Here is a 24522-nt window from a genome sequence, read left to right on the forward strand (position 1 = left end):
TAATCTGTAAATAATAAAAAGACATGTCTATAAAAAACATATTTGCCATAATTATTTCGCTTGCTGTAGTTTCATGTACAGATAAAGAAGTGATGAACGAACTGAATGGAGCAAATTCTGTAATATTACCACGAGTGGTATCATATAATTACACATCCGGGAATGATGAAACAGCAGAAAAGAATGAGATGGAAACACTACATGCCTGTCTTTTTGAAAATGGTGTTATGACACGTGTTTATGCTGATATAGATCCTTTGGCTGGTATCAAAATAGATGACAGTAAGGGACGTCTTTATATGGTGGCCAATATTGAAGGAAACAATTCCGCTTCATTTTATAATATAGGTATGACCGAGGAAGAGTGGTTGTCAACTGTAATACCACATGCTGGAGGTGTCAACCTTACATATATGAGTGGTGTTATTGACATTTCAAATGAGTCCCATGGAGTTTTGCAGCTTTACAGAGGAGTAGCACGTATAGATGTCAAGGTTTCTGAAGAGCATAATTTGTCCGTATCGGCTATCACGTTCAAGAATATTGCACAGCTGTCGTATCTGAACCGCCGTCATACTGTAGAATCACCGGAAAGTACAGGTTACAACGATGTTACTCCTGTCATAGAAACTCCTCTTACCGGTAACACATGTGGAGTGGCTTATCTGTGCGAACAGGCATCGGAGAATATCTCTGCAGTGTTGACTATAAATGTAGATGGCGAAACTGTGGAAAAAGAAGTTGCTTTGCCTTCCACACTAAAGAGAAACAGTGTTTATACTATCAATGTGTTCAAGGCATCTGTGCAGGCTGATGTAACCTTAAGTGTGACAGACTGGGAAAACGGAGGTGACTTTAATCTGGCGCCAAATGAAAGAGGTCTGACGGTGGATTTAGAAGGGACATCATTTCCTGCAAATACAGAGGTGGATGCAGACCGCAGGGGAATAGTCTTGTCACACTATGCTTCGGATTTCGTTCTCTCCATAGATTGCGACGATGAACTGGAGTTGATAGCCGATCCTGAACTTCCAATGACCGTGGAACGTATAGGAGGTGCGGAGAATATTGGAAAGAATCTTTTCCGCATAACAAAGAAACTGTGGTATCCGGGTATGGAACGTGTAGAGAGAAAACTTATGTTTCATCGTAAGGGACTGAATGAGAATTATGCTGATGATTATATAAATGTTGTAATGTCTGAGCATCCGGTTAAACTGGAAGGACTGATACATTTTGAAGACAGTGCATCATTCGATTTCGGAAAATATATTGATAATGAGCTTGGTGTCTTTACAGTTCCGGCATCGAAGTCGATAACTGTTGAGTACGATGAAGGAGAAGACGAATGGATTAAACTCGATGCGTCAGGTCAGAGAGTACGTGTAATTGGAGGATGGCGCCCTAACGACAGGACTGCAAACGGCAGAGTACAGAAGGCGCGCATAGTAATAAGTAACTCGGCTGATGGCTCTGAAAGAGAGGAATACGTTATTTCACGCCGTAACTGGGGATTGCCTGTTACAAAACTTAATGGTGTGTGGTGGTGTAAGTATAATGCCATAGGTGATGCGAAAAACTTTTCAGAACAGATTCTTTCATCGGCAGATCCTGCAGCAATGGCCGGAAAGACAGTATTCGATTATTTGAGGGACTGTACGGCTGATGAGTTCTTCAATCTTTGGAAATGGAATTATCAGGGTAAGAGTTCGCAAGGACTTCAGGTAATAGACGATGGAGGAGTGGCGAAGCTGGAAGGTTATTCTTCAAGTACCGAGCATATTAATAAGATAGACGCCAAGGCTTTGGCTCCTGACGGTTATGAATTGCCATCTATGGAGAATTTTGAAAGAGTATTCAATTCTACAAGCGGAACTATTTGGCTTATGTGGGACGGTTCGCATACTACTGCATGGAATGGAAGTACAACTATTCAGCGCAGACAACGCAGAAGAAATGATGTTACCGTAGGGACAGTGTCACTGACAGATCTTATTTATATATCTATGTATAACCAGTCGGAAACAGAGTATGAACCGGTTGTGTGGTATGGCTCAAGTCCGCAGTGGAATAATGACGGTATAAAACATGGCCATTATAATAATCTGTTGATTGCTGTTCATAATCCTTCAAATGGGCAGGGATGGTTTTTCGTTGGAGGAATGAATGGTCTTTATCCGTCAAAGAACTCGGCAGGTCCGAATGATACCCGTATCCTGAGATTTAAGAAGTCTGATGTGGAATACATATATTGATACTGTCAGTAAACACTAAACGGACTGACATTATCTATAAATACAACTTGTGTTTTTATAAATATAACTTATGTTTATAAGAATACAAGTTGTATTTGCATAAACATAGATTATATTTATAGAAAATAAAAGCACGCGACGAACTTTTCTTCCTGCTAGAAATCTTTTTTTTACTTGTTTATGATTCCTCCACCGAGAACAATATCGTTCCTGTAGAATGCAGCCGCTTGTCCGGGAGCAATTGCTGCCAACGGTTCATGAAGCTTTACGTGTAACAGTCCGTCACCGGTCATTGTAACGGTACATCTGTTCGCCTGCTTCCGATATCTTATTTTTACTATTACATCATCCTTATCCAACAGAGATTCCGGGTTTATTATATTCCAGTCTGTGAGCCACATTTCGCTGTGTTCAAGCGAAGACAGTTTGTCGCTTATTATGACCTTGTTTTCTTCAGGAAGAATTTCTTTTACGAACAATGCCTTGTTCATGTATATACCCAATCCTCTGCGTTGTCCTATTGTATAAAAGGGATATCCTTCATGTTTCCCTATGTTATTGCCTTCCTCATCACAGAATATGCCGGGGCTGATTGAGTCAGTATTGACATTCTTGCGCAAAAAACTTCTGTAATCCATAGGGCAGAAGCATACTCCAAGACTGTCTTTCTTTACGGATGCTTTCATGAAGCCTTTTTCTGCTGCAATTTCTCTGACTCTTGTCTTAGTTATATTTCCCAACGGCAGTACCATCCGCTTCATAATATCCTGCGGGAGTCCCCATAGGAAGAAAGACTGGTCTTTGTCAGGGTCAGTACCACTCTTGATATGCCAATAACCGTCGCATAATGTCTTTTGTACGTAATGTCCTGTGGCAATATAGTATATTCCTTCTCTGTCGGCTATTTCTTTAAGTATGGGCCATTTCAGATAGTTGTTGCACAGCGTACATGGAACAGGGGTTCTCCCTGTCATATATTCCTTTATGAAATAGTCTATGATGTATTTCTTGAATCTGTCTCTGAGGTCGTAAGTAATGTGCGGAATGCCAAGTCTGGAGCAAAGCTCTCGTGCGTCGTCCAGATATTCGGTATTGTTATCTTTTTCAAAGAAACGGAATGTTGTTCCTGTAACTTCGTATCCTGCATCCAAAAGCAACATAGCGGCTACAGAACTGTCTGTACCTCCACTCATCCCTAATAATACTTTATTGTTTTCTTCCATAATTCTGTATCGTTGAAAATGATAGCTTGACGTAAGGGCATAAAAAAAGGAGTACCGCTGTACTCCAACCTTTGTTAACCTTAAAATCTAATACTATGAAAAACACAGTACAAAGGTACGGACTTTTTTGTTATCTGCAAGCTTTGTGTGCGAAAACTTATGTTTTATAACACTATTTAGTATTCTTGCCGTATGTTATACACTTATTAAGGTTTTGCTCTATACTCTAGTGGACTCATGCCTGTATGTTTTTTAAAATATCTCGAAAAGAATGATTGATCAGGAAAGTTTAATTCATACGAGATATCCTGTATGGACATATTTGAGTATTTAAGCATTATCTTTATTCTCTGTATTGCATGTTTGTCGATAATGTATTTGGCTGATTTGTCCGCAACATTTTGTGTTATTGACGATAAGTAGCGTGATGTTATGTATAATTTTTCTGCGTAAAATCCAACTTCTCTTTGTTGAGGGCAATACTTATGTATAAGGTGAATGAATTTGATAAACAATTCCTCTCTTCTTCCCACTTCTTCCGATTTGTCTATTTTGAAAAGTGTCCTTGTCTTGTCATATACATCAAGCAGGAAACTTTGGATATTGTTTTTGAAGATTTTTACTCTGAAACAGTTGGTCTTTTCGTTATAAAAATCTTCCATAGCTTCTACCAGATAGTTCATCTTGTTTATTCTTTTTTCTCCTAATTGTACACAGGGATATTCTTTCAGAAAAAAAGTAAACGAAGGTTCCAATTGTGCGGTTGCTTCGTCGTAAACTTCGTGTTTGAATGTTATATATGAGATCATAAAATCGTCACTATTGCTGATATTGTGGAATATGCTTCCTGCTATTATTATTAGCTGTGTATTGGCTACCAGTTCGTATGGGATAAGGTCTATTTCTATGTTTGCCGTACCTTTTCTGCAAAAGATAATTGTGTCTACATCTACTTTCATGGTTTTACCCTGAGGTAACCATTCATTCTTGTCTGCTCCTGCTTTGAAAATTTCATCATCTGGCAGTTGAAATATATGCATATAGTTTCAATTTTGTTAATAACAATTTATATCAATAAAAATACATAGTAAAAATAGTATCTAAAATTGCAATTCTGTAATATATTGCGTTGTTTTTTTATTATTTATTCTTCGTTAAATAAAAAATATTTAAGGTCTTAATAATTTATAAACCGGACAGTGAGTTCCGTTTTTGAACAATTGTGCTGTAAAAAAGAAAATTAACGTTCTTCGCAATTAACTTAATTTTGCCACGAATTTTAAAGTAAAAAGATTTATATGGTAACAGTAAACAAAAAATGGTTGCAACTGATGGGGATAGTTGGTTGCGCAATCGGGTTCGCTTCGTGTGGACAAACTCAAAAAGGAGAAATGCAAACCGGTGGTTATGAAACAATGGTTGTGGCAAAAGCTGACAAGGTTGTAGAAACAAATTATTCGGCTACAATCCGCGGACGCCAGGATATCAATATCATGCCGCAGGTATCAGGTACAATACAGAAATTATGTGTAACAGAAGGTGAGAAGGTAAGAAAAGACCAAGTACTTTTCATTATCGACCAGGTTCCTTACAAGGCTGCACTCAATACAGCAGTAGCGAACGTGAAGTCGGCACAGGCTGCTTTGGCAACTTCGGAATTGACTTATAACAGTAATAAGGAACTGTATGCTAAAAAGGTGGTATCGGAATTTACATTGCAAACTTCGGAAAATCAGTATTTGACAGCGAAAGCCCAATTGGCACAGGCAGAGGCCCAGGAAGTCAATGCCCGTAATGATTTGTCATACACTGAAGTGAAAAGTCCTAGCAATGGTGTGGTAGGTATGTTGCCATATCGTGTAGGTACATTGGTAAGTCCGTCTATGACACAGCCGTTGACTACCGTTTCTGATAACTCTGAAATGTATGTTTATTTTTCTATGACAGAAAATCAGGTACTCGGTATGGTTCGTGACTATGGTTCTATGGATGAGGCTATAGCTAAAATGCCGGAAATATCGCTTGAACTGAATGATGGTACTACATATTCAGAAAAAGGAAAGATCGAATCTATCAGTGGAGTAATAGATACACAGACTGGTACAGTTGGTGTACGTGCCGTATTCCCTAACGAGAAAGGTCTGTTGTTGAGCGGTTCATCCGGCAAGGTGTTGATACCAAGTACATACAGCGATTATATAGTGATACCTCAGGAAGCTACAGTAAAACAACAAGATAAGATTTCAGTGTTTAGGGTTGTTGACGGCAAGGCTGTGACAACATTAATTAAGGTTGCCGCCTATAATGACGGACGAGAGTATATCGTACTCGAAGGTCTTAATCCGGGCGATGAAATAGTTGCTAAGGGAGCAGGTCTTCTTCGCGAAGGAACTCAGGTAAAATAAACAAACAGAGTTGATGTGACTTTAATTAATAAAGAATAACAATGAAAGGAAATATATTTATAAAACGACCGGTGATGGCTATTTCCATCTCCATCGTGATTTTGTTGGTGGGATTTATCTCACTCATATCGTTGCCGGTAGAACAGTATCCTGATATAGCTCCTCCTACAGTTGTGGTTGATGCTACATATACGGGAGCCAGTGCCGATGCGGTAATGAACAGTGTTATAATGCCGTTGGAAGAGAGTATAAACGGTGTGGAAAACATGATGTATATCACTTCTACCGCAACAAACTCTGGTTCGGCTACAATACAGGTCTATTTCAAGCAGGGTACAGATCCTGATATGGCTGCTGTCAATGTGCAGAACCGTGTATCAAAGGCGCAGGGATTGTTGCCGTCCGAAGTAACAAAAATCGGTGTCTCTACAGCAAAAAGACAGACAAGTTTCCTTCAGATTAACTCTTTGGTTAGTACAGATGGGAAATATGATGAGACATTCCTTGCCAACTATCTGGATATTAATGTCATACCGGAAATTAAACGTATCGAAGGTGTAGGTGATGCAACATTGCTTGGAGATACTTACAGTATGCGTATATGGCTTAATCCTGAACGTATGGCTCAGTATGGTCTTGTACCAGCCGATGTTACCGCAGTGCTTGGTGAACAGAACATTGAAGCTCCTGCAGGTAATTTGGGTGAGAACTCTCCGAATGTGTTCCAGTATGCCTTGAAATATAAAGGACGTCTTAAATCTGTTGAACAGTTTGAGGATATTGTAATACGTTCAAATGATGACGGTTCTGTCCTTAGACTTAAAGATATAGCCAAGGTTGAATTAGGGCGATTGTCATATAGTTTCCATGGTGAAGTAAATGACCGTCCTGGTGTGACTTTCCTTACTTTCCAGGTTGCAGGTGCCAATGCGACAGAAGTTAATGAAGCCATAACAAAACGACTGGAAGAAATGTCTGAGGCTCTTCCTCCTGGCGTAGAGTTCGTTCAGATGATGAGTTCGAATGACTTCCTTTATGCATCTATCCACAACGTTGTGGAAACACTTGTAATAGCAATCATACTTGTTATTCTTGTGGTTTACTTCTTCTTGCAGGATTTCAAGAGTACATTGATTCCTTCTATTTCAATCATTGTATCTCTTATCGGTACGTTTGCCTGCCTTGTTGCAGCAGGTTTCAGTATAAACATTCTTACTTTGTTTGCGCTTGTGCTTGCTATTGGTACCGTGGTGGATGATGCCATTGTGGTGGTGGAAGCTGTACAGGAGAAATTCGATTCAGGCTACACTTCCCCGTATCTGGCAACAAAAGATGCGTTGAGTGATGTAACTATGGCCGTTATCTCATGTACATGTGTGTTTATGGCTGTGTTTATCCCTGTAACATTCATGGGAGGTACATCTGGTATATTCTATACTCAGTTTGGTATCACAATGGCTACTTCAGTAGGTTTGTCCATGATTTGTGCCTTGGTTCTTTGTCCTGCTCTTTGTGCCATAATGATGAGGCCGTCTGACGGACAGAAGAGTGCCAAAAGCTTTAACGGTCGTGTAAAGGCTGCATATAATGCTTCTTTCAATGCTACAATGAATAAATATAAGAAAGGAGTAATGTTTGCAATTCATCACAGATGGATAGTTTGGGCAGCACTCATCGTATCTGTAGTTTTGCTGGTATTCTTTATGAAGACTACTAAGACGGGTCTGGTTCCACAGGAAGACCAGGGAACAGTTATGGTTAATATCAGTACATCTCCTGGTAGTACTCTTACTGAAACAGTCAAGGTATTGGAAAAAGTAAAAGATATTTTGGAGAATACTCCTGAGGTTGATAACTATAGTGCCACATCAGGTTATGGTCTTATTTCAGGTCAGGGAACTTCGTATGCATCATGTATCGTCGATCTTAAACCATGGGATGAACGTAAGGGAACGGAACATTCTGCCGATGCCGTTCTTGCTCGACTGAATGCACAGTTTGCCCAAATAAAGGAAGCTCAGATCTTCTGCTTCCAGACTGGTATGATTCCTGGTTACGGTATGGGTAACTCTGTAGAATTGTATATGCAGGATAAGACCGGAGGTGATATGTCAGTGTTCTTCGGACATGTCATGAATTTCCTTGGAGCTTTGAACCAACGTCCTGAGGTAGCTATGGCATATACCTCTTACGCCATGAACTTCCCACAGATAGCTGTTGATATAGATGCTGCTAAATGTAAGCGTGCAGGAATATCTCCATCGGATGTTCTATCTGTTTTGGGTAGTTATTGTGGTGGTTCGTATGTATCAAACTTCAATGAATTCGGTAAGGTATATCGTGTAATGCTTCAGGCATCACCTGAATATCGTCTTGATGAACAGTCTCTCAATAATATGTATGTACGTAATGGGTCAGAAATGGCTCCATTGGGACAATTTGTTACATTGAGGAATGTAATGGGGGCTGAAGTTGCAAAACGATTCAATCTTTACAGCTCTATAAATGTAAATGTTAACGCTCAGGCAGGATATTCAACAGGTGAAGTACAGAACGCAATAAAAGAGGTTGCCGCTCAGACTCTTCCTACCGGATATGGATATGAATATGGTGGTATTGCTCGTGAGGAATCACAGAGTGGAGGTTCACAGACTGTATTTATATATATAATATGTGTAGTTCTTATATATCTTATCCTTTCATGTCTGTATGAAAGCTTCCTTGTTCCTTTGGCTGTTATTCTTTCAGTTCCGTTCGGCTTGATGGGTAGTTTCTTGTTTGCCAAGTTGTTCGGTTTGGAAAACAATATCTATCTTCAGACAGGTGTGATCATGTTGATTGGTTTGCTGTCAAAGACGGCTATTCTGATTACGGAATATGCGTTGGAGCGTCGTCGTAGAGGAATGGGTATTATAGAATCTGCGTATTCTGCTGCTCAAGCCCGTTTGCGTCCTATCCTGATGACTGTATTGACAATGATTTTCGGTATGATCCCGCTTATGTTTGCAACCGGTGCTGGAGCTAACGGTAACAGTTCATTGGGTACAGGTGTTGTTGGTGGTATGCTTATCGGTACTTTGGCTCTTCTTTTTGTGGTGCCTGTGTTCTATATAACTTTTGAGTATCTTCAAGAGAAAATCCGCAAACCTATGCAGGTAGAAGGAGATGCACAGTTTAAATTAGAACATGAACGCAGTCTTGAAGAGAGAAGTGCTTTAAAAAATGATGAACAGGTATAATCATTAAAAGAATAACACATGAAGAAATTAATAATACTCACTACTACAGCTGCAATGTTAAGCAGCTGTGGTATATATACAAAATATAAACCTGTTGAGACTGTTCCTGACAGCTTGTACGGAGAAAAGGTAGAGGTTACAGATACACTGAACTTCGGCAATTCTGACTGGAAAGAGGTTTTCACAGATCCTCATCTGCAGACCTTAATAGAACAAGCATTACAAAACAATACCGATTATCAGTCTGCACAGTTGAGAATAGAAGAGTCGAAAGCAACTCTACTTGCTTCGAAGCTTGCTTTCCTACCATCATTCGCTTTGGCTCCACAGGGAACAATCAGCAGTTTCGATGGTCAGAAAGCCACAAAATCATATCAGCTTCCTGTTACAGCAAGTTGGGAACTTGATATCTTCGGACGTATGCGCAATTCCAAGAAACAGGCTCAGGCATTATATGCCCAAAGCATTGATTATAAGCAGGCGGTACGTTCGCAGCTGATAGCTAGTGTAGCCAATACATATTATACACTTCTTATGCTTGACGAACAGTTGGCGTTGTCGCAGGAGACAGAAACTGCATGGAAAGAAACTGTGGATGCTGCACGTGCGCTTATGGATGCCGGACAGTATAATGAAGCTGGCGTTTCACAGATGGAAGCTACATATTACAGTGTGCAGACGTCTGTAATTGATCTGAAAGAACAGATAAATCAGACATTGAACAGTATGGCACTGCTTCTGGCAGAAACTCCACGTGATTATGAGCGCGGGAAATTAGCGGATCAGAAGATGCCTGAGGATCTGTCTGTTGGTGTGCCATTGCAAATGTTGTCAAACCGTCCTGACGTCCGTTCGGCTGAACGATCTCTTGAGGCTGCATTTTATGTTACTAACCAGGCACGTTCGGCTTTCTATCCTTCGATAGTACTTAGTGGAACTGCCGGATGGACAAATCTTGCAGGATCGATAATAGTTAATCCTGCCAAGTTCATTGCTAATGCAGTAGGACAGCTTACTTTACCTCTTTTTAACCGTGGACAGAACATTGCACAACTCCGTATAGCAAAAGCACAGCAGGAAGAGGCCAGTCTGAATTTCCAGCAAACATTGTTGAATGCAGGAGCAGAGGTGAACGATGCACTTACAGCATATCAGTCATGCAAGTTGAAAACAGATCTTTATCAGAAGCAGGTAAAGGCTTTGGAAAAGACTGTAATGAGCACTTCGCTGCTTATGGAATACGGAACAACAAACTATCTTGAGGTATTGACTGCACGTCAGTCATTGCTCAATGCACAACTAACACAAGTATCTAACCGCTTTATGGAGATACAGAGTGTGATAAGTCTCTATCAGGCCCTTGGTGGTGGAAGAGGAGAATAATAATAGTGTAAACACACACAATCATTTCATATAAAATTAACTGTTATCATTATCTAGTGTGATAATTAGATGATTGGGGCTGCCTGGGAAGTGATTTTCGGGCAGTTCTTTTTTATTTTATAATATGTATGTACTAAACTAATAATCTTTTCTTATACTGTATATGGTTCTAGTAAATGGTTAAAAGATATATGCTTATAGATTAATTTTGTAGTTGATCTTAAAATCAAAATTGTTATGTAAATAAAAAAGGTGAGCCGGAACGACTCACCCTAATTAATATATTCAAAATTTTATTAATACCACCTTGGATCTCCTACCTGATTGTAAATTAAGTCTTCATTTCCTATAGTGAAATCACCATTTGTAGCATCCTTATATTTAGGATCTAAAATTGTTCCGCTTTCGTCAAAGAACTTGGCAGCTGATTCACCAACCTTTGATGTAAGGTTAGTAGTATTGAAGTAATTATTGTTTCCAAATGTAGGAATGGCTGTGTTACCTTGATCAGAGAAACCTCTTCCGCAAGCCGGCATATTGGATATAATATTATTTGTGATTGAAATTGTATTGTTTTTGAAACGAACATATAGCAATCTTCTACTTGCATCATTGGAAACTCCGTCAATTGTACAGTGATCTATTGTTATGATAGGAGCTGCTCCGGCAAAGCTGCCTGAAGCATCATCATAACGTATGAAATCGCGTGATTTGCAGCTGTTCCATATTGTAGAGTTAGTGATATTTAGTTTGGCAATGTATCCCTTTCTGCTATCGAACAGGTCACCTCCGTCACATTCAATGTTATGTATCAGACAGTTATTGATTGTAATTTCTGAAATGTTTGCTGCAACATTGACATAATAGAAACCTTTAGTATAATTTCTGATCTCGCAATCGTCAAGAATAAACTTACCATATTCTGTCGCTGTCTTGAAATCAAATGTCTGACTGCCGTCTGTATTTGTACCATCAAGAATAATTTGTGACATAGATAATGATGCTCCTTCTAACAATTGTATGCAACCATTAATTATAGGACGATCACTAGGACGTACTGCTTTAATTTCAATATTCTTATTAATTTTCAGACTTCCTACCTTACCTTCTTCTCCAGGTATTGTATATGTACCCGGATGTAAAGCGAATGCATCTCCATTATTGGCATTTTCTAACATTGATATAAAGTCTGATTCAGGTTTGACTTCTATTGCACCACCTAGATCGATAAGAGTCTTGAATTTTTGTGTGCCCCTGGTCTTTTCTCCTTTCATTAGTTTTGCAGTGTATTCAGTTTCTGCTTTTAATCCGGTTATTGTGGCCATACCGGCAGCAATTTCATCTGCAGTTACTATATGAGGTTCAACATCGGCCGGTTCAAATCTGATTTCTGTTGCTTCTTCGCCAGGAGTCCAGTGTAATACAACTGAATTGAATGTCAAATCTTCTTCTGTTACAGTGGAAAGTATTTGTTCTGTATCAGTTTCAAAGAAAACTCCGCTCCATTTTGAAGTTTCAGATTCTGTTTCATTTACTGACTGTATTCTTGCAGAATATTGAGTTTCACCTTCAAGTCCTTTTATCGTATATGGGATTTCCTCTTCTGTTATTCCGCTAAATGTCAGTACGGGTGATCCGACAAATGTAAGACTGTCATTGGCAAACAACTCTATATTATACGAATTGGCTCCTTTAGTGAGATTCCAAGATAATTCTACATTTGTTCTGTCTTTAACACGTGCTTCCAGCTTAATAGGTGCAAATAGTCTGTCATAATCAATGCTTGTAATTTCAGTAGTCTGATCCTCACATGCCGTAGTTAGGGCTAAAAGTGATAGCCCTAACATATATTTGTGTTTTAAATAATTTCTCATAATTAATTATTTTACTAAGTGTTCTCAAAGATTATTCATTAGTCAGCATTCCATTACTACTATCGATAAATGTTTGCCATATAGGCCAGACCTGGTTTTCATCTGGGTTCTGGGTATATAATACGTCAATAAGCGAATCTTCCAATTTAGTTGTTGAAATCCAAGTTGTGTTGCTCTCATATCCTAAAGCTTCACCTTCTTCGTCAGTGTCACCATGATTAAGTCCATATATAATAAGAGTTTCACCATCCTCTGCTGTCTCATAATATAATTTTTCAGGAAGATCATTGTATGGGGCTTCTCTACGGGCTAGTTTTCTCATTTTGTCTTTAGCCTCGTCAAGCTTTGTTTTTAAAAGATTCCATCTTATCAAATCTGCCTTTCTTAAACTTTCTCCGGCAAATTCGAATGCTCTTTGATCAACAATTGCATTGAAAAATGCGTCCTTGCTAGCTGTAGCCTTTGCCATATAAGCTGTTACCTTCTCTGCCGGTAAAGCGCGATCAAGGACAGGTTTCATATATTGTGCGGCATCTGCAGGAGTGCTAAGCTCATTAATCGCTTCGGCAGCCATAAGGTATACATCAGCCAAACGCATGTATTGCCAGTTAACACCATCGTCGTTTGTAGATGTTACTATACGATTCATCCATTCATAGCGTAATTTTCCGAAACACCATTTACTTAAACTGCGAAGCTGCTGTTTTGAGCGTCCGTTAACCAATTCTTTAGACCAGTCATAAGGAACACAAGTTATATCTCTACGAATATCATCAACATCATAGTCATAGAATAAATATGGTAATGGTCCGTTCACACCACCTTGAGCTTGTTTTGTGTACTGGTCTGCTGCATTATGCTTTACGCCAAATGTATATAGGACACGACCTCTACCGTCTGAGAAAGGGATTTCCCACAATGATTCTGCTCCAGCTGTGACATCATCTTGACATAACTTCAGGAAATTATCCTTGAATGAAAGTTTTGATAGTTCCGGACAATGGGCTATTACATCCAGACATTCATCGCGTGCGATTGTATACATTGCTTCGCGAGATAATGACGGATCATTACTGAGGCGAATTCCATCAGCTCTTTGACTGTATCCACCGGCATATAAGGCAACACGAGCACGAAGACCTTTCGTGAATGCTTTATTTACACGTTCAACAGATTTTGTAACTGAGGTTTCGTTAGGCCAAGCTACCAGTCTGCTGGCTTCTTCAAGGTCACTAAGTAATTGCTTATAAATCACATCCCTGTCTGAGCGTCCGACATACATCGTTTCTGTAGTTATAGGTTCAAAACGTGCAGGAACATCACCCCAACCTTTTACCAAATCAAGGTATAATACGGCACGGAGTGTTAGTGCTTCTCCAAGTAGCTGTGCCATAGTAGAATTATTCTCTACATTTCCGTATGTCCTGAGTCCGACTATAGCCTGATTAGCTCTTTCAATACCTTCGTAGAATTTTGCGTAGGCATTATTGGTGGTGTTCATTTGTGTATTAGTAGCTGTACTGGAATATGTACACAAATCATATTTACCGGCATCTGGCATTTTTGTCGGATCCATACTATTTATCCATTCTATGTCTGAGTTTATTCCATAGTATGGTAAGTAGCGTCCTCTATATGAATTTGTTTCACCGAATGACTGGTGAATACCCATTACTGCGCCTTCGGCTAATGAAGGTGTTGAAAATATGACAGAAGAGTCCATTGATGATTTTGAAGGTGCTTCAAGATCACATGAAGAAACCAATCCCATCAAAGAAACTGAAAATAATGATATGTATATATAGCGTTTCATCTTTTTATAATTTTATGGTTAAAAGTTTAAATTAACACCTACGACAAATTGACGACTTTTTGGATAAGCGGAATAATCAACTCCCGGTGTCAGATTTGTTTTACGGATTGTTGAAACTTCCGGATCATATCCTGAATAGCTTGTTAAACAGAATACATTATAACCTGTAATATAAAAACGTAGGTTTTGTATTTTTACTTTGTTTAATAATGATTTAGGCAATGTATAACCTAATGTAAGTGTATTAAGACGAAGGAATGAGCCATCTTCTACTGCCCAGTCGCTAAATACCATTCTGTCTGTCAGCGGAGACCACATAGTTGTATTGGCATTCATGGCTGCAAGTTCTTCAAGGTCGTGGCTAAGAGTTCCATCTGGTCTCAAGTTTGTCCAACGCTTTCCGTCTGCCATTTCAGATGTCATGTTTCTGTATTGATATTTACCGGTTTGGGTAAATTCTATTTTGTTGGCATTGTATACGTCGTTACCATAACTCCAGTTGAAGTTAGCTGACAGGTCAAAACCATATAAACGAGCGTTAATACCAAAACCACCGGTATGTAAAGGATTGGCATTTCCTATAATTTCACGGTCATCAGTTGTAACTTTATTATCTTCACTACCGTCTATATTTTTCAGTTTCATTGAGCCCGGTCTTATCTTACCTACAACAGCAGAACAGTCAACTACACCGTCTCTTAATAACCATGTATCAGTTGTGGCATCATAACCGACGAAATCAGTAGTCTCATATCTTCCGTCTGCACGGTAACCATACATTTCTCCAACAGAACCACCCTTGGAAATCCAGAAATCATTACCTATCTCAGAAGATGCCCAGTAAGTTTCTGCTCCGAAATCGTTCATCATCCCTAAGTCAAGAATGGTATTTTTGTTGAATCCAATATTTGCGTTTAAACTGATACCCCAGTTCTTCTTGTCAACTACCACCCAGTTGATAGTTGCTTCAAGACCTTTATTTTCTGTTTTACCCATGTTTCTGTATTGGTTGTCATAACCGGTACCGCCTACTGGGAATTGGATAAGAAGGTCTTTAGTCGTATTCAAATATGCTTCTAATGTACCGTTCAGTTTACCTCCAAGAAGTGTAAAATCTAAACCAAGGTTTCGTGTGATAGTAGTTTCCCATTTTAGGTCAGGATTAGCCATAGTTTTGGATGGTGCCCAATAGTTTGTGAAGCCGTTAATCCATGATGTAGCTGAGTTGCTATATGTCTGAACCATTTGTCCTGAAGGTATATTGTTGTTACCTGCAGTACCATAACTAAAACGTAACTTCAAATCGTCTAACCAATTCTTGGTTCGGTCCATAAATTTTTCTGATGAGATACGCCATGCTATTGCTGCTGAAGGGAAATATCCCCACTCATTGCCGGCAGCGAATTTAGATGAACCGTCGGCACGGAATGTTGCACTCAAAAGGTATTTACTCTGGTAGTCGTAATTGATACGTCCAAAATATGATAAAAGTTTGTCATCTGGATTGTAGAAATTATCAATAGAATACGGAGTACCCATAGAAGTCAGTTTCCATGCATCTTCTGATGAGAATGTTTCTGGGAATCCATGTACAATATTTGTAAGAACATTTGACTCTGTTATAATCCATTCGTGACCAACCATTGCTGTAAGATTATGATTATCATTACCTATAAGTTTGGAGAAATCATAATTTATGGTATTTGTATTACGGAATTTATTACGATTGGTTGTCGCTAACTGAATAGCCGGTTTTCCCTGATTTTCTGCTGATGGTACATTTTTGATATAATATGTAGTGAGACCGTAGAAGCGCTGGTCTTCATTACGGTAATCATCGTATCCAAATTCTGTTCTGAACTTGAAATTCTTGAAAATCTCCCATGTGAAACTTCCTGACATGTTCAGTGTCTTTCTTTCTTGATTTCTGTCATTATCAGAAATGGCTGTAAGAGGATGGTATAAGTTCCCTAAATCATCATCACCGCTACCTGCTGATGAATCAAGATTTTCTAGTGGTATAGGAGTGTAAATAACAGAATATTTTAGTCTTTTGTCTGAATCGTATGTACTTGATACATCATTTGCACCGCCTCCACCTATATTGGTACTTGAATAGCGTACAGAGAAATCGAGAGATACATTTTTAACAGGTTTTGTATTCAGTTTGAGGCTTAAGTTATCTCGTTTAAAAGTAGAACCTTCCATAATAGCTTTATCATTCATGTGGCTATAACTGAATGCATACTTTATTTTATCACTACCTCCAGTAATGCTTAGGTTGTGATTGAATGTTGTACCGGTACGTCCAAAAGTCAAATCTTGCCAATCATTATATGGAATATTATTGTATAGATCAATATCTGAATATGAACCAAAATAATTTTCATAATTGTCAACATAGCTATCGCCTCTTAGTAGCGCTTGTTCATATTGCCATTTTGCATAGTCGGCAGGCGAGAGTACATCCAATGTTTTCGCAATTTTCTTGACACTATAATAGGCATTGTAGCTAACGTTTACTTTTCCTTCCTTTCCTGATTTTGTAGTTACCAATATTACACCATTGGCTCCTCTTGAACCATAAATAGCTGTTGATGAAGCATCTTTCAGTACTGTGATATCTTCAATGTCACTTGCAGGAATGTCTGATATTGATTCAACCGGGAAACCATCTACAATAAGAAGAGGCGAATTGTCGCCTGTAATTGAACCTCCACCACGAACACGGATTTTCATTTCTGCGTCAGGAGAACCTTCTGTTGTTGTAATTTGAACACCAGCCATTTTACCTGTCAGGGCTTCAGTTGCTGATGCAACAGGAACAGCAGTTAAAGCCTCAGAATTTACAGTTGCTACAGATCCTGTCAGGTCTTTACGTTTAACAGCACCATACCCGATTACAACGACTTCTTCTAGAGCCTGTGTGTCGTCAGTCATAACTACATCTATACGACTTCTGCCATTGACTTCTTCTTCAAGTGTTTTCATTCCAACGTATGAAAATACGATTGTTGAATTTTGTGAAACGACTAAACTATAGTTACCGTCAATGTCGGTGATGGTTCCGTTAGTGGAGTTCCCTTTCTCTATGACTGAAGCACCGATAATTGTTTCTCCATTTTTGTCTTTCACAACACCCTTTACTGAAAAATTTTGCGCTGATACGCTTAGCGATACCATTGCTACTAAAAGTGTTAGTAGACTAACGCGAGTGGTTTTCATTTTCTTAGACATTTTTATTTGAATTAAAGTAATATGTTTAATAAAATTTCTATTCGCAAATTTAGATTTGTTAGATTTAAGATATGTGTAAGAATTGATATTAGGTAGTAGAAAAACTGTTTTTTTACATTTGAGATAAAAATTTTTAATCTAAATACCTGATAAAGGAAAAATCTTTCGGATGTAAAATGTTATACAGAAATTGTATTTTAAATGTACAGTAGTTATAGGATCGGGTAATATGAAAGTTATGATAATCCTATATTGTTACAGAATGAATAGGAACTTTATATAAACCAATTTTTTAAATATTAAAGTCAAAAAATACAGTATATTGAGATGTTGAATTCCTAAATTTGTTGCCATATTGATTTTTAAAGATAATGTTATGAAAAGACAACTTTTATACTTCATTATTTCTTTTTGTTTTTGTGGACTTGTAATAGTTTCATTGTCATGTGGAAAAACAACAGATGACGAATCCAAAATAGATAATGAAGAATTAAATGAACAATTACCTGATCATCAAGTACCCGACAGAACAAAAATAAAATCATTCCCAGGTGCATACGGAGCCGGTGCTTATACTGTTGGTGGTGCTGGTGGAAAAGTCTTGATTGTGAATTCCTTGAAAGATGATGGCTCGCAGGGAACACTACGTTGGGCTGTTAATCAATCTGGAAGCCGTACAATAGTATTTTCAGTAGGTGGTATTATCGAACTGGAGAGTGGATTGGCAATCAGAAATGGAAATCTTACTATTGCCGGACAGACAGCACCTGGAGACGGTATATGCCTGAAAGGACATCCGGTTTCGATAAAGACAGATAATGTTATAATAAGGTTTATAAGATGTCGTATGGGATCTGATAAACTAACTGCCGATGAGGCTGATGGGGCCGATGCTATGTGGGGTAAGGAACATAAGAATATAATGATAGACCATTGCTCGATGAGCTGGAGTACGGATGAATGCTCATCATTTTACGATAATTCTGATTTTACTATGCAATGGTGTATAATAAGTGAAAGTCTTGCACGGTCTTTACATGATAAAGGAGCTCATGGATATGGAGGTATATGGGGAGGAAATCGTGCTACATTCCATCATAACCTGATTGCTCATCACAGCAGTCGTACTCCGAGATTGTGTGGTAGTCGTTTTACAGGACAGCCTGAAAACGAGAAGGTGGACATAAGGAATAATGTATTCTATAACTGGGGACCTACAAATGGAGGGTATGCGGGTGAAGGTGGTTATTATAATTTTATAAACAACTATTATAAACCGGGACCTTCAACTTCTACAAAGAAGAGTTTGGTCAACAGAATTTTCCAGCCTAACGGTGATGATGGGACTCAGAAAAACAAGAAAGGTGTATGGGGAAAGTTCTGTCTTAAGGGTAATTTCTTCGATGATACATGTCCGTATATGACAGAAGACATGAAGACACTGATTGGAAAGGTAAACTCTGATAACTGGGAAGGATTGCAGCCAAAGTCTACTGAAGATGTGCCATTGCCTAATAATGACAAGTCTGTGATTCAGTCTGAGAATGAGTTTGAAATATCTAAAGATGTTAGTGAGATAACTCAATTGGCCAAGGATGCTTATAATAGTGTGTTGTCGTTGTCGGGGGCTTCTTTAAAACGTGATGCTGTTGATGAAAGGATTGTGGATAATGTACTTAAAGGTAGCTTTACAGCCAATGGCAGTAACGGTAGCACAAACGGCATAATAGACAGTGCGGAAGATGTGGGCGGATGGCCTGTTTATACTGGAGGAGCGGCTTTAAAGGATTCTGATAAAGACGGAATGCCTGATTCATGGGAGGATGAACATGGACTTAATAAAAATGAGGATGATAGTTCAAAATATAACTTAAGTAAGGAATATACTAACCTTGAGGTATATTATAATAGTATTGTAGAGAATTTATATTTAATACATAAATAATGAGTTATGATTTGGAAAGGCATTTTTAGAAGGCTGCTTGGATTGGTTTGTCTTAATATGATGACTCTTCCTGTTTCAATGGCAAATTCTTATCCGACTCCTGACAGAATAGGAGTTCTGGCTTTCCCGGGGGCTGATGGCGCCGGTAAATATACAACGGGTGGTGCCGGTGGTGCTGTTTATACTGTTACATCATTAGAGGATGATGATGCGGAAGGAACATTGCGTTGGGCTGTCAATAAGAAAGGTCCACGTACAATAGTTTTTGTAGTGAGTGGTATAATTGAGTTGAAGAGTCCACTGAAAATTTCAAACGGTGATGTTACTATAGCGGGTCAGACAGCTCCCGGAGACGGTATATGTTTAAAAAACTATACTTTCGGTATTCAGGCCGACAATGTGATTGTGAGATTTATACGTTCACGTATGGGAGCAGATATTATTCAGAAAGGTAATGATGCTATGAATGGTATAAAAGGTCATAAGAATATAATAATAGACCATTGTTCTGTCAGTTGGAGTACTGATGAGTGTGCCACGTTCTATAATAACAGTAATTTCACTTTGCAGTGGTGTATCATAAGTGAAAGTCTGGCAAATTCAATTCATGAAAAAGGTGCTCACGGCTATGGTGGAATTTGGGGAGGACAAAGAGCTTCTTTCCATCATAATCTTCTTGCCCATCATACTAACCGTACGCCACGTCTTTGTGGTAGCCGTTATACAGGAAAGCCTGACGAAGAGAAAGTGGAATTGTTTAATAATGTGATTTATAATTATGGTAGCGACGGAGCTTATGCCGGCGAGGGTGGTTCGTATAATTTTATAAACAATTATTATAAACCGGGACCATTTACTGCCACAAAAACGTCGTACAAGCGTCTCTTTACAGCGTATGCTGATGATGGAAAGAATAATAATGTGAAAGGTGTTCATGGCGTATTCTTTTTCAAAGGTAATTATATTGACCCTACATGTACTAAGTTATCAGATAAGCAGCGTAAGGATATAAAACTTGTCAATAAGGATAATTCATTAGGACTGATAATCAAGAATGATTTTGCTCCTATAGGTGAGGTATTGGCCAAGAGTCCTTTTATGATTGCAGAGCATAGTTCTTTGCAGTCTGCTCGTGACGCTTTTGTTTCTGTCCTAAAATATGCGGGGGCATCTTTATGCCGTGACTCTCATGATGAACGTATAGTAAGGGAGGCTAAAAGCGGTAGTTATACGTTTGAAGGTTCTCATGGCAGTACTAACGGAATGATTGACCAACCGTCAGATGTCGGAGGTTGGGGAGAATATAGACAGACTACTGCTCCTATAGATTCGGATGGAGACGGTATTCCAGACGAGTGGGAGAAAAAGAACGGGTTGAATCCTAATGATCCGAAAGATGGTGCTATATACAGTCTTGATTCTTCATATACTAATCTGGAATTATATATTAATGGACTGGTAGAACATTTATTCCCTTGATTATAACTAAAAGTACACATATATTATCAATTAATACACAAAGAAGTGTCGGATATGGTCTAATTTTGTGATAAACTTAAACTAATTATCAGTAATGAAAACAACGCTTAAAAACCTTTTCGTGTTTGCTATGGCTTTATTGCCTATCGCATGTGCGCAAAAAAACGAAATGCAAAAATTGGAGAGTGTTATTGACGAAGGTATTTACGAAGGTTTGCCTTTTGATATGCAACAGGTGCAACAGCCGGTATTTCCGGAATATTCTGTAAATATTACTGACTTTGGAGCTGTTGCCGACGGTAAGACATTGAATACTGTGGCTATAAATAAAGCTATAAATGATGTTAGCTCAAAAGGTGGAGGTAAGGTTGTTATACCTGCCGGATTGTGGATTACCGGTCCTATCGAACTTAAAAGTAATGTAAATCTTTATACAGAGAAGAATGCGTTGATTTTGTTTACAGATGATTTCAATGCTTATCCTATCATTGAAACATCTTTTGAAGGTCTTGAAACACGTCGTTGTCAGTCGCCTATATCTGCAAAGAATGCCGAGAATATAGCTATTACCGGACATGGAGTATTTGATGGAGCAGGCGATAGCTGGCGTCCGGTGAAAAAAGGCAAGATGACAGCATCTCAGTGGAAATCACTGATTGAATCGGGAGGTGTAGTAGAGAATGATGTCTGGTATCCTACAGCTGGTTCTTTGAAAGGGGCAAAGGCATGCAAGGAATTTAATAATCCTGAAGGAATTGAGACTGATGAAGAATGGAACGAGATACGTCCTTGGTTACGTCCTGTATTGCTTAATATTGTAAAAAGTAAGAAGGTCCTTTTGGAAGGTGTGACTTTCAAAAACTCTCCAAGCTGGTGTCTGCATCCGCTTTCATGCGAACATATCACTATAAAGAATGTCAAAGTGTTCAATCCTTGGTATTCGCAGAATGGTGATGCTCTCGACCTGGAATCATGTAATTATGCATTGATTGTTGGAAATGTTTTTGATGCCGGTGATGATGCGATATGTATTAAGTCTGGAAAAGATGAGGATGGACGTAGGCGTGGCGAACCATGCCAGAATGTCATTGTGAAGAATAATGTTGTGCTTCACGGGCACGGCGGTTTCGTAGTGGGTAGTGAGATGTCTGGTGGAGTAAAGAATATATATGTTTCGGACTGTACTTTCCTTGGTACAGATGTAGGTTTACGTTTCAAAAGTACGAGGGGACGTGGCGGTGTAGTGGAGAATATCCATATCCACAATATCAATATGATAGATATTCCTCATGAAGCTTTATTATTTGATCTTTTCTATGGAGGAAAAGGTGCTGGTGAGGAAACAGAAGAAGAACTGATAGCACGCATGAAGACTGCAATACCTCCAGTGACAGAAGAAACTCCTGCTTTTCGTGATATTTACATATCTGGTATAACAGCAAATGGAGTAGGACGTGCGATGTTCTTTAACGGACTTCCTGAAATGCCAATACGTAATATTGATATCAAAGATGTGGAAATATCAAATGCTAAATCGGGTATTGTAATAAGTCAGGCCGAAAATGTTACTATAGAAAACACTAATATTCAGTCGGAAAAAGATACTTTGAAAGTCAGGTTTGTGAAGAATGTTAAGGTTAATGGTGAAGAATTCTATAATTGATAAATTTTAGAATATTGCTTATGTCTTTGGGGTATTTATAATAATGTGGTTTTATAATTTGCTCTTTGCATTCTTATTGCGTAAATTTGGGTGCAAAGAGCAATTTTTTTATTTACTTTATCACATCTAGATTTAATGTCATGAGTATTTTGAAAATTATTTTGGGATTGGCTGTTTTGTATGTTATTCCAGTTCGTGGACAAAACACGGAATATGTTTCTCAGGTATGGGTATCTGACCTTGGAAATGGGAATTACAAAAATCCGGTATTATATGCTGATTATTCTGACCCTGACGCTTGTAGAGTGGGTGACGATTATTATATGACATCTTCCAGCTTTAACTGTCTTCCGGGACTCCAAATTCTTCATTCCAAAGATTTGGTCAACTGGACTATAATAGGAGCTGCTATACCATATGAGCTTACTCCAGTAAAGACTCCTGAAAGGCCTGAACACGGTAATCATGTTTGGGCTCCAAGCATACGTCATCATAATGGAGAGTTCTACATCTTTTGGGGAGATCCGGATCAGGGAGCTTTTATGGTTAAGGCAAAGGATCCCAAAGGACCATGGTCAGAACCTGTTTTGGTTAAGGCTGGTAAAGGAATAATTGATACATGTCCGCTTTGGGATGAGGATGGCAGGGTGTATATGGTACATGCATATGCCGGAAGCCGGGCCGGACTTAAAAGTGTAATTGCAGTGTGTGAACTTAATGCTGATGCTGATAAGGCTATTACTCAATCGCGTATAATATTCGATGGTCATGAAGCTCATGAAACTTGTGAAGGTCCTAAGTTCTATAAGAAAGAAGGTTATTATTATATTTTCCATCCTGCAGGAGGAGTTCCTACCGGTTGGCAGGTAGTTCTCCGTTCGAAAAACGTATATGGCCCGTATGAATGGAGAACAGCATTGGCACAAGGAAATACCAATGTGAACGGACCTCATCAGGGGGCATGGGTAGATACTCAGACTGGTGAAGACTGGTTCCTTCATTTTCAGGATGTTGGCGCATACGGTCGTCTTGTTCATTTGCAGCCTATGACATGGAAAGACGGTTGGCCTGTTATAGGAACAGATAAGGATGGAGATGGATGTGGTGAACCTGTTTCTACTTATAAGAAACCTAATGTAGGAAAAACTTATCCGATATGTACTCCTCAAGAAAGTGACGATTTTGACGGATTTACTCTTTCACCACAGTGGCAATGGCATGCAAACATAAATGAAAAGTGGGCATATTATGCCGGTGATAAGAGCTTGTTACGTTTGTATTCTTATCCTGTAGTAGACGATTACAAAAATTTGTGGAATGTAGCAAACTTATTGCTTCAGAAAACTCCTGCAAAGAATTTTACAGCTACAATGAAACTTACTTTTATACCGTCGGCTAAGTATAAAGGAGAACGTACAGGATTGCTAGTAATGGGACTTGATTATTCAGGACTTATTATTGAAAATGCAGAAAAAGGATTGGAATTGTCTCAGGTAGAGTGTAAGAAAGCTGATAAGGGTACATCTGAAACTAAAAACGCTACAGTTGTACTTCCTGATGGTACAGTTTATTTACGGGTAAAATTCAGTTGCGATGATGAGAAAATTGCTAAAAGTGAAGGTGGACATGACCTTGTTGTAATGTGTGATTTCAGTTATAGTCTCGATGGTAAAAAATATAAGAAGATAGGCAATAGCTTCCAGGCTAAAGAGGGAAAGTGGATAGGAACTAAAATTGGCATGTTCTGTACACGTCCTGCTATTATTACGAATGATGGTGGATGGGCTGATGTTGACTGGTTTAAAATAACGAGATAGAAAGACCGAGTTACTTGTATTATTGTTGGAATTCTTATTAGCATTATATTAAGACAGAGATGTATTCCTAGGATACATCTCTGTTTCTTTTGTATATTTTCTTTGTTTGACATATGTCGTATGCTTTATTGACTACTGTGTACAGAAGAACATGAAAATAACAAAAAATACATGAGAAAGAACGATTAT

13 protein-coding genes are annotated in these 24522 nt (G+C 38.7%); 8 read left to right on the plus strand and 5 right to left on the minus strand.

From position 1 onward, the window contains the following. Positions 1–23: 23 nt before the first annotated feature. A complete protein-coding gene (locus Q0486_RS05205; protein ID WP_299230897.1) occupies positions 24–2255 on the plus strand; it encodes a hypothetical protein in 2232 nt (743 codons plus the stop codon). 170 nt (positions 2256–2425) lie between these two features. On the opposite strand, the gene mnmA is transcribed toward Q0486_RS05205, so the two are convergent. Both mnmA and Q0486_RS05215 read right to left on the minus strand, forming a co-directional pair. Then, positions 2426–3478, minus strand: coding sequence for a tRNA 2-thiouridine(34) synthase MnmA (mnmA, locus tag Q0486_RS05210; protein ID WP_299230899.1), 1053 nt, complete (start codon positions 3476–3478; stop codon positions 2426–2428). 206 nt (positions 3479–3684) lie between these two features. Next, entirely contained in the window at positions 3685–4518 is an 834-nt protein-coding gene (locus Q0486_RS05215; RefSeq protein WP_299230901.1) for a helix-turn-helix domain-containing protein, read from the minus strand. A gap of 258 nt (positions 4519–4776) precedes the next feature. Between Q0486_RS05215 and Q0486_RS05220 the strand changes: the two genes are divergently transcribed. The 3 genes from Q0486_RS05220 to Q0486_RS05230 are packed head-to-tail and all read left to right on the plus strand — an operon-like array spanning position 4777 to position 10505. After that, complete coding sequence (locus tag Q0486_RS05220) at positions 4777–5883, plus strand: efflux RND transporter periplasmic adaptor subunit (RefSeq protein WP_299230903.1); 1107 nt, start codon at positions 4777–4779, stop codon at positions 5881–5883. Between the two features lie 41 nt (positions 5884–5924). Further along, positions 5925–9122, plus strand: coding sequence for an efflux RND transporter permease subunit (locus tag Q0486_RS05225; RefSeq protein ID WP_299230905.1), 3198 nt, complete (start codon positions 5925–5927; stop codon positions 9120–9122). 18 nt (positions 9123–9140) lie between these two features. Next, entirely contained in the window at positions 9141–10505 is a 1365-nt protein-coding gene (locus Q0486_RS05230; protein WP_299230907.1) for a TolC family protein, read from the plus strand. A gap of 296 nt (positions 10506–10801) precedes the next feature. Here the strand turns inward: Q0486_RS05230 and Q0486_RS05235 are convergent, their stop codons facing one another. Genes Q0486_RS05235 through Q0486_RS05245 form a run of 3 tightly spaced genes read right to left on the minus strand, consistent with a single transcriptional unit; the run spans position 10802 to position 17429 of the window. Beyond that, positions 10802–12379 carry a fibronectin type III domain-containing protein gene (locus Q0486_RS05235; protein ID WP_299230909.1) on the minus strand — a complete coding sequence of 526 codons (1578 nt, stop codon included), beginning with the start codon at positions 12377–12379 and terminating at the stop codon, positions 10802–10804. 31 nt (positions 12380–12410) lie between these two features. After that, positions 12411–14192: a RagB/SusD family nutrient uptake outer membrane protein gene (locus Q0486_RS05240; protein ID WP_299230911.1), complete on the minus strand. Its 1782-nt coding sequence runs from the start codon at positions 14190–14192 to the stop codon at positions 12411–12413. A gap of 18 nt (positions 14193–14210) precedes the next feature. After that, on the minus strand, positions 14211–17429 hold the full coding sequence (locus Q0486_RS05245) for a TonB-dependent receptor (RefSeq protein WP_299230913.1): 3219 nt from the start codon (positions 17427–17429) through the stop codon (positions 14211–14213). Positions 17430–17805: 376 nt separating this feature from the next. Here Q0486_RS05245 and Q0486_RS05250 point away from each other — a divergent pair, with 376 nt between their 5' ends. From Q0486_RS05250 to Q0486_RS05265, 4 genes are all read left to right on the plus strand, one after another. After that, positions 17806–19374: a pectate lyase gene (locus Q0486_RS05250; RefSeq protein ID WP_299230915.1), complete on the plus strand. Its 1569-nt coding sequence runs from the start codon at positions 17806–17808 to the stop codon at positions 19372–19374. Positions 19375–19431: 57 nt separating this feature from the next. After that, a complete protein-coding gene (locus Q0486_RS05255) occupies positions 19432–20853 on the plus strand; it encodes a pectate lyase (protein WP_299230941.1) in 1422 nt (473 codons plus the stop codon). Between the two features lie 130 nt (positions 20854–20983). Continuing rightward, the gene (locus tag Q0486_RS05260) at positions 20984–22516 is read left to right on the plus strand and encodes a glycoside hydrolase family 28 protein (protein WP_299230942.1); all 1533 of its coding nucleotides are present in this window, start codon (positions 20984–20986) and stop codon (positions 22514–22516) included. A gap of 140 nt (positions 22517–22656) precedes the next feature. Continuing rightward, a complete protein-coding gene (locus Q0486_RS05265) occupies positions 22657–24333 on the plus strand; it encodes a glycoside hydrolase 43 family protein (protein ID WP_299230917.1) in 1677 nt (558 codons plus the stop codon). Positions 24334–24522 lie beyond the last annotated feature (189 nt).

The organism is uncultured Bacteroides sp., assembly GCF_937912035.1.
Taxonomy (GTDB): Bacteria; Bacteroidota; Bacteroidia; order Bacteroidales; family Bacteroidaceae; genus Phocaeicola.

Excerpts from the sequence above, each read along its gene's own strand:
- Q0486_RS05205 (WP_299230897.1), top strand. The coding sequence starts at position 24 with ATGTCTATAAAAAACATATTTGCCATAATTATTTCGCTTGCTGTAGTT.
- mnmA (WP_299230899.1), bottom strand. The coding sequence starts at position 3,478 with ATGGAAGAAAACAATAAAGTATTATTAGGGATGAGTGGAGGTACAGAC.
- Q0486_RS05215 (WP_299230901.1), bottom strand. The coding sequence starts at position 4,518 with ATGCATATATTTCAACTGCCAGATGATGAAATTTTCAAAGCAGGAGCA.
- Q0486_RS05220 (WP_299230903.1), top strand. The coding sequence starts at position 4,777 with ATGGTAACAGTAAACAAAAAATGGTTGCAACTGATGGGGATAGTTGGT.
- Q0486_RS05225 (WP_299230905.1), top strand. The coding sequence starts at position 5,925 with ATGAAAGGAAATATATTTATAAAACGACCGGTGATGGCTATTTCCATC.
- Q0486_RS05230 (WP_299230907.1), top strand. The coding sequence starts at position 9,141 with ATGAAGAAATTAATAATACTCACTACTACAGCTGCAATGTTAAGCAGC.
- Q0486_RS05235 (WP_299230909.1), bottom strand. The coding sequence starts at position 12,379 with ATGAGAAATTATTTAAAACACAAATATATGTTAGGGCTATCACTTTTA.
- Q0486_RS05240 (WP_299230911.1), bottom strand. The coding sequence starts at position 14,192 with ATGAAACGCTATATATACATATCATTATTTTCAGTTTCTTTGATGGGA.
- Q0486_RS05245 (WP_299230913.1), bottom strand. The coding sequence starts at position 17,429 with ATGTCTAAGAAAATGAAAACCACTCGCGTTAGTCTACTAACACTTTTA.
- Q0486_RS05250 (WP_299230915.1), top strand. The coding sequence starts at position 17,806 with ATGAAAAGACAACTTTTATACTTCATTATTTCTTTTTGTTTTTGTGGA.
- Q0486_RS05255 (WP_299230941.1), top strand. The coding sequence starts at position 19,432 with ATGATGACTCTTCCTGTTTCAATGGCAAATTCTTATCCGACTCCTGAC.
- Q0486_RS05260 (WP_299230942.1), top strand. The coding sequence starts at position 20,984 with ATGGCTTTATTGCCTATCGCATGTGCGCAAAAAAACGAAATGCAAAAA.
- Q0486_RS05265 (WP_299230917.1), top strand. The coding sequence starts at position 22,657 with ATGAGTATTTTGAAAATTATTTTGGGATTGGCTGTTTTGTATGTTATT.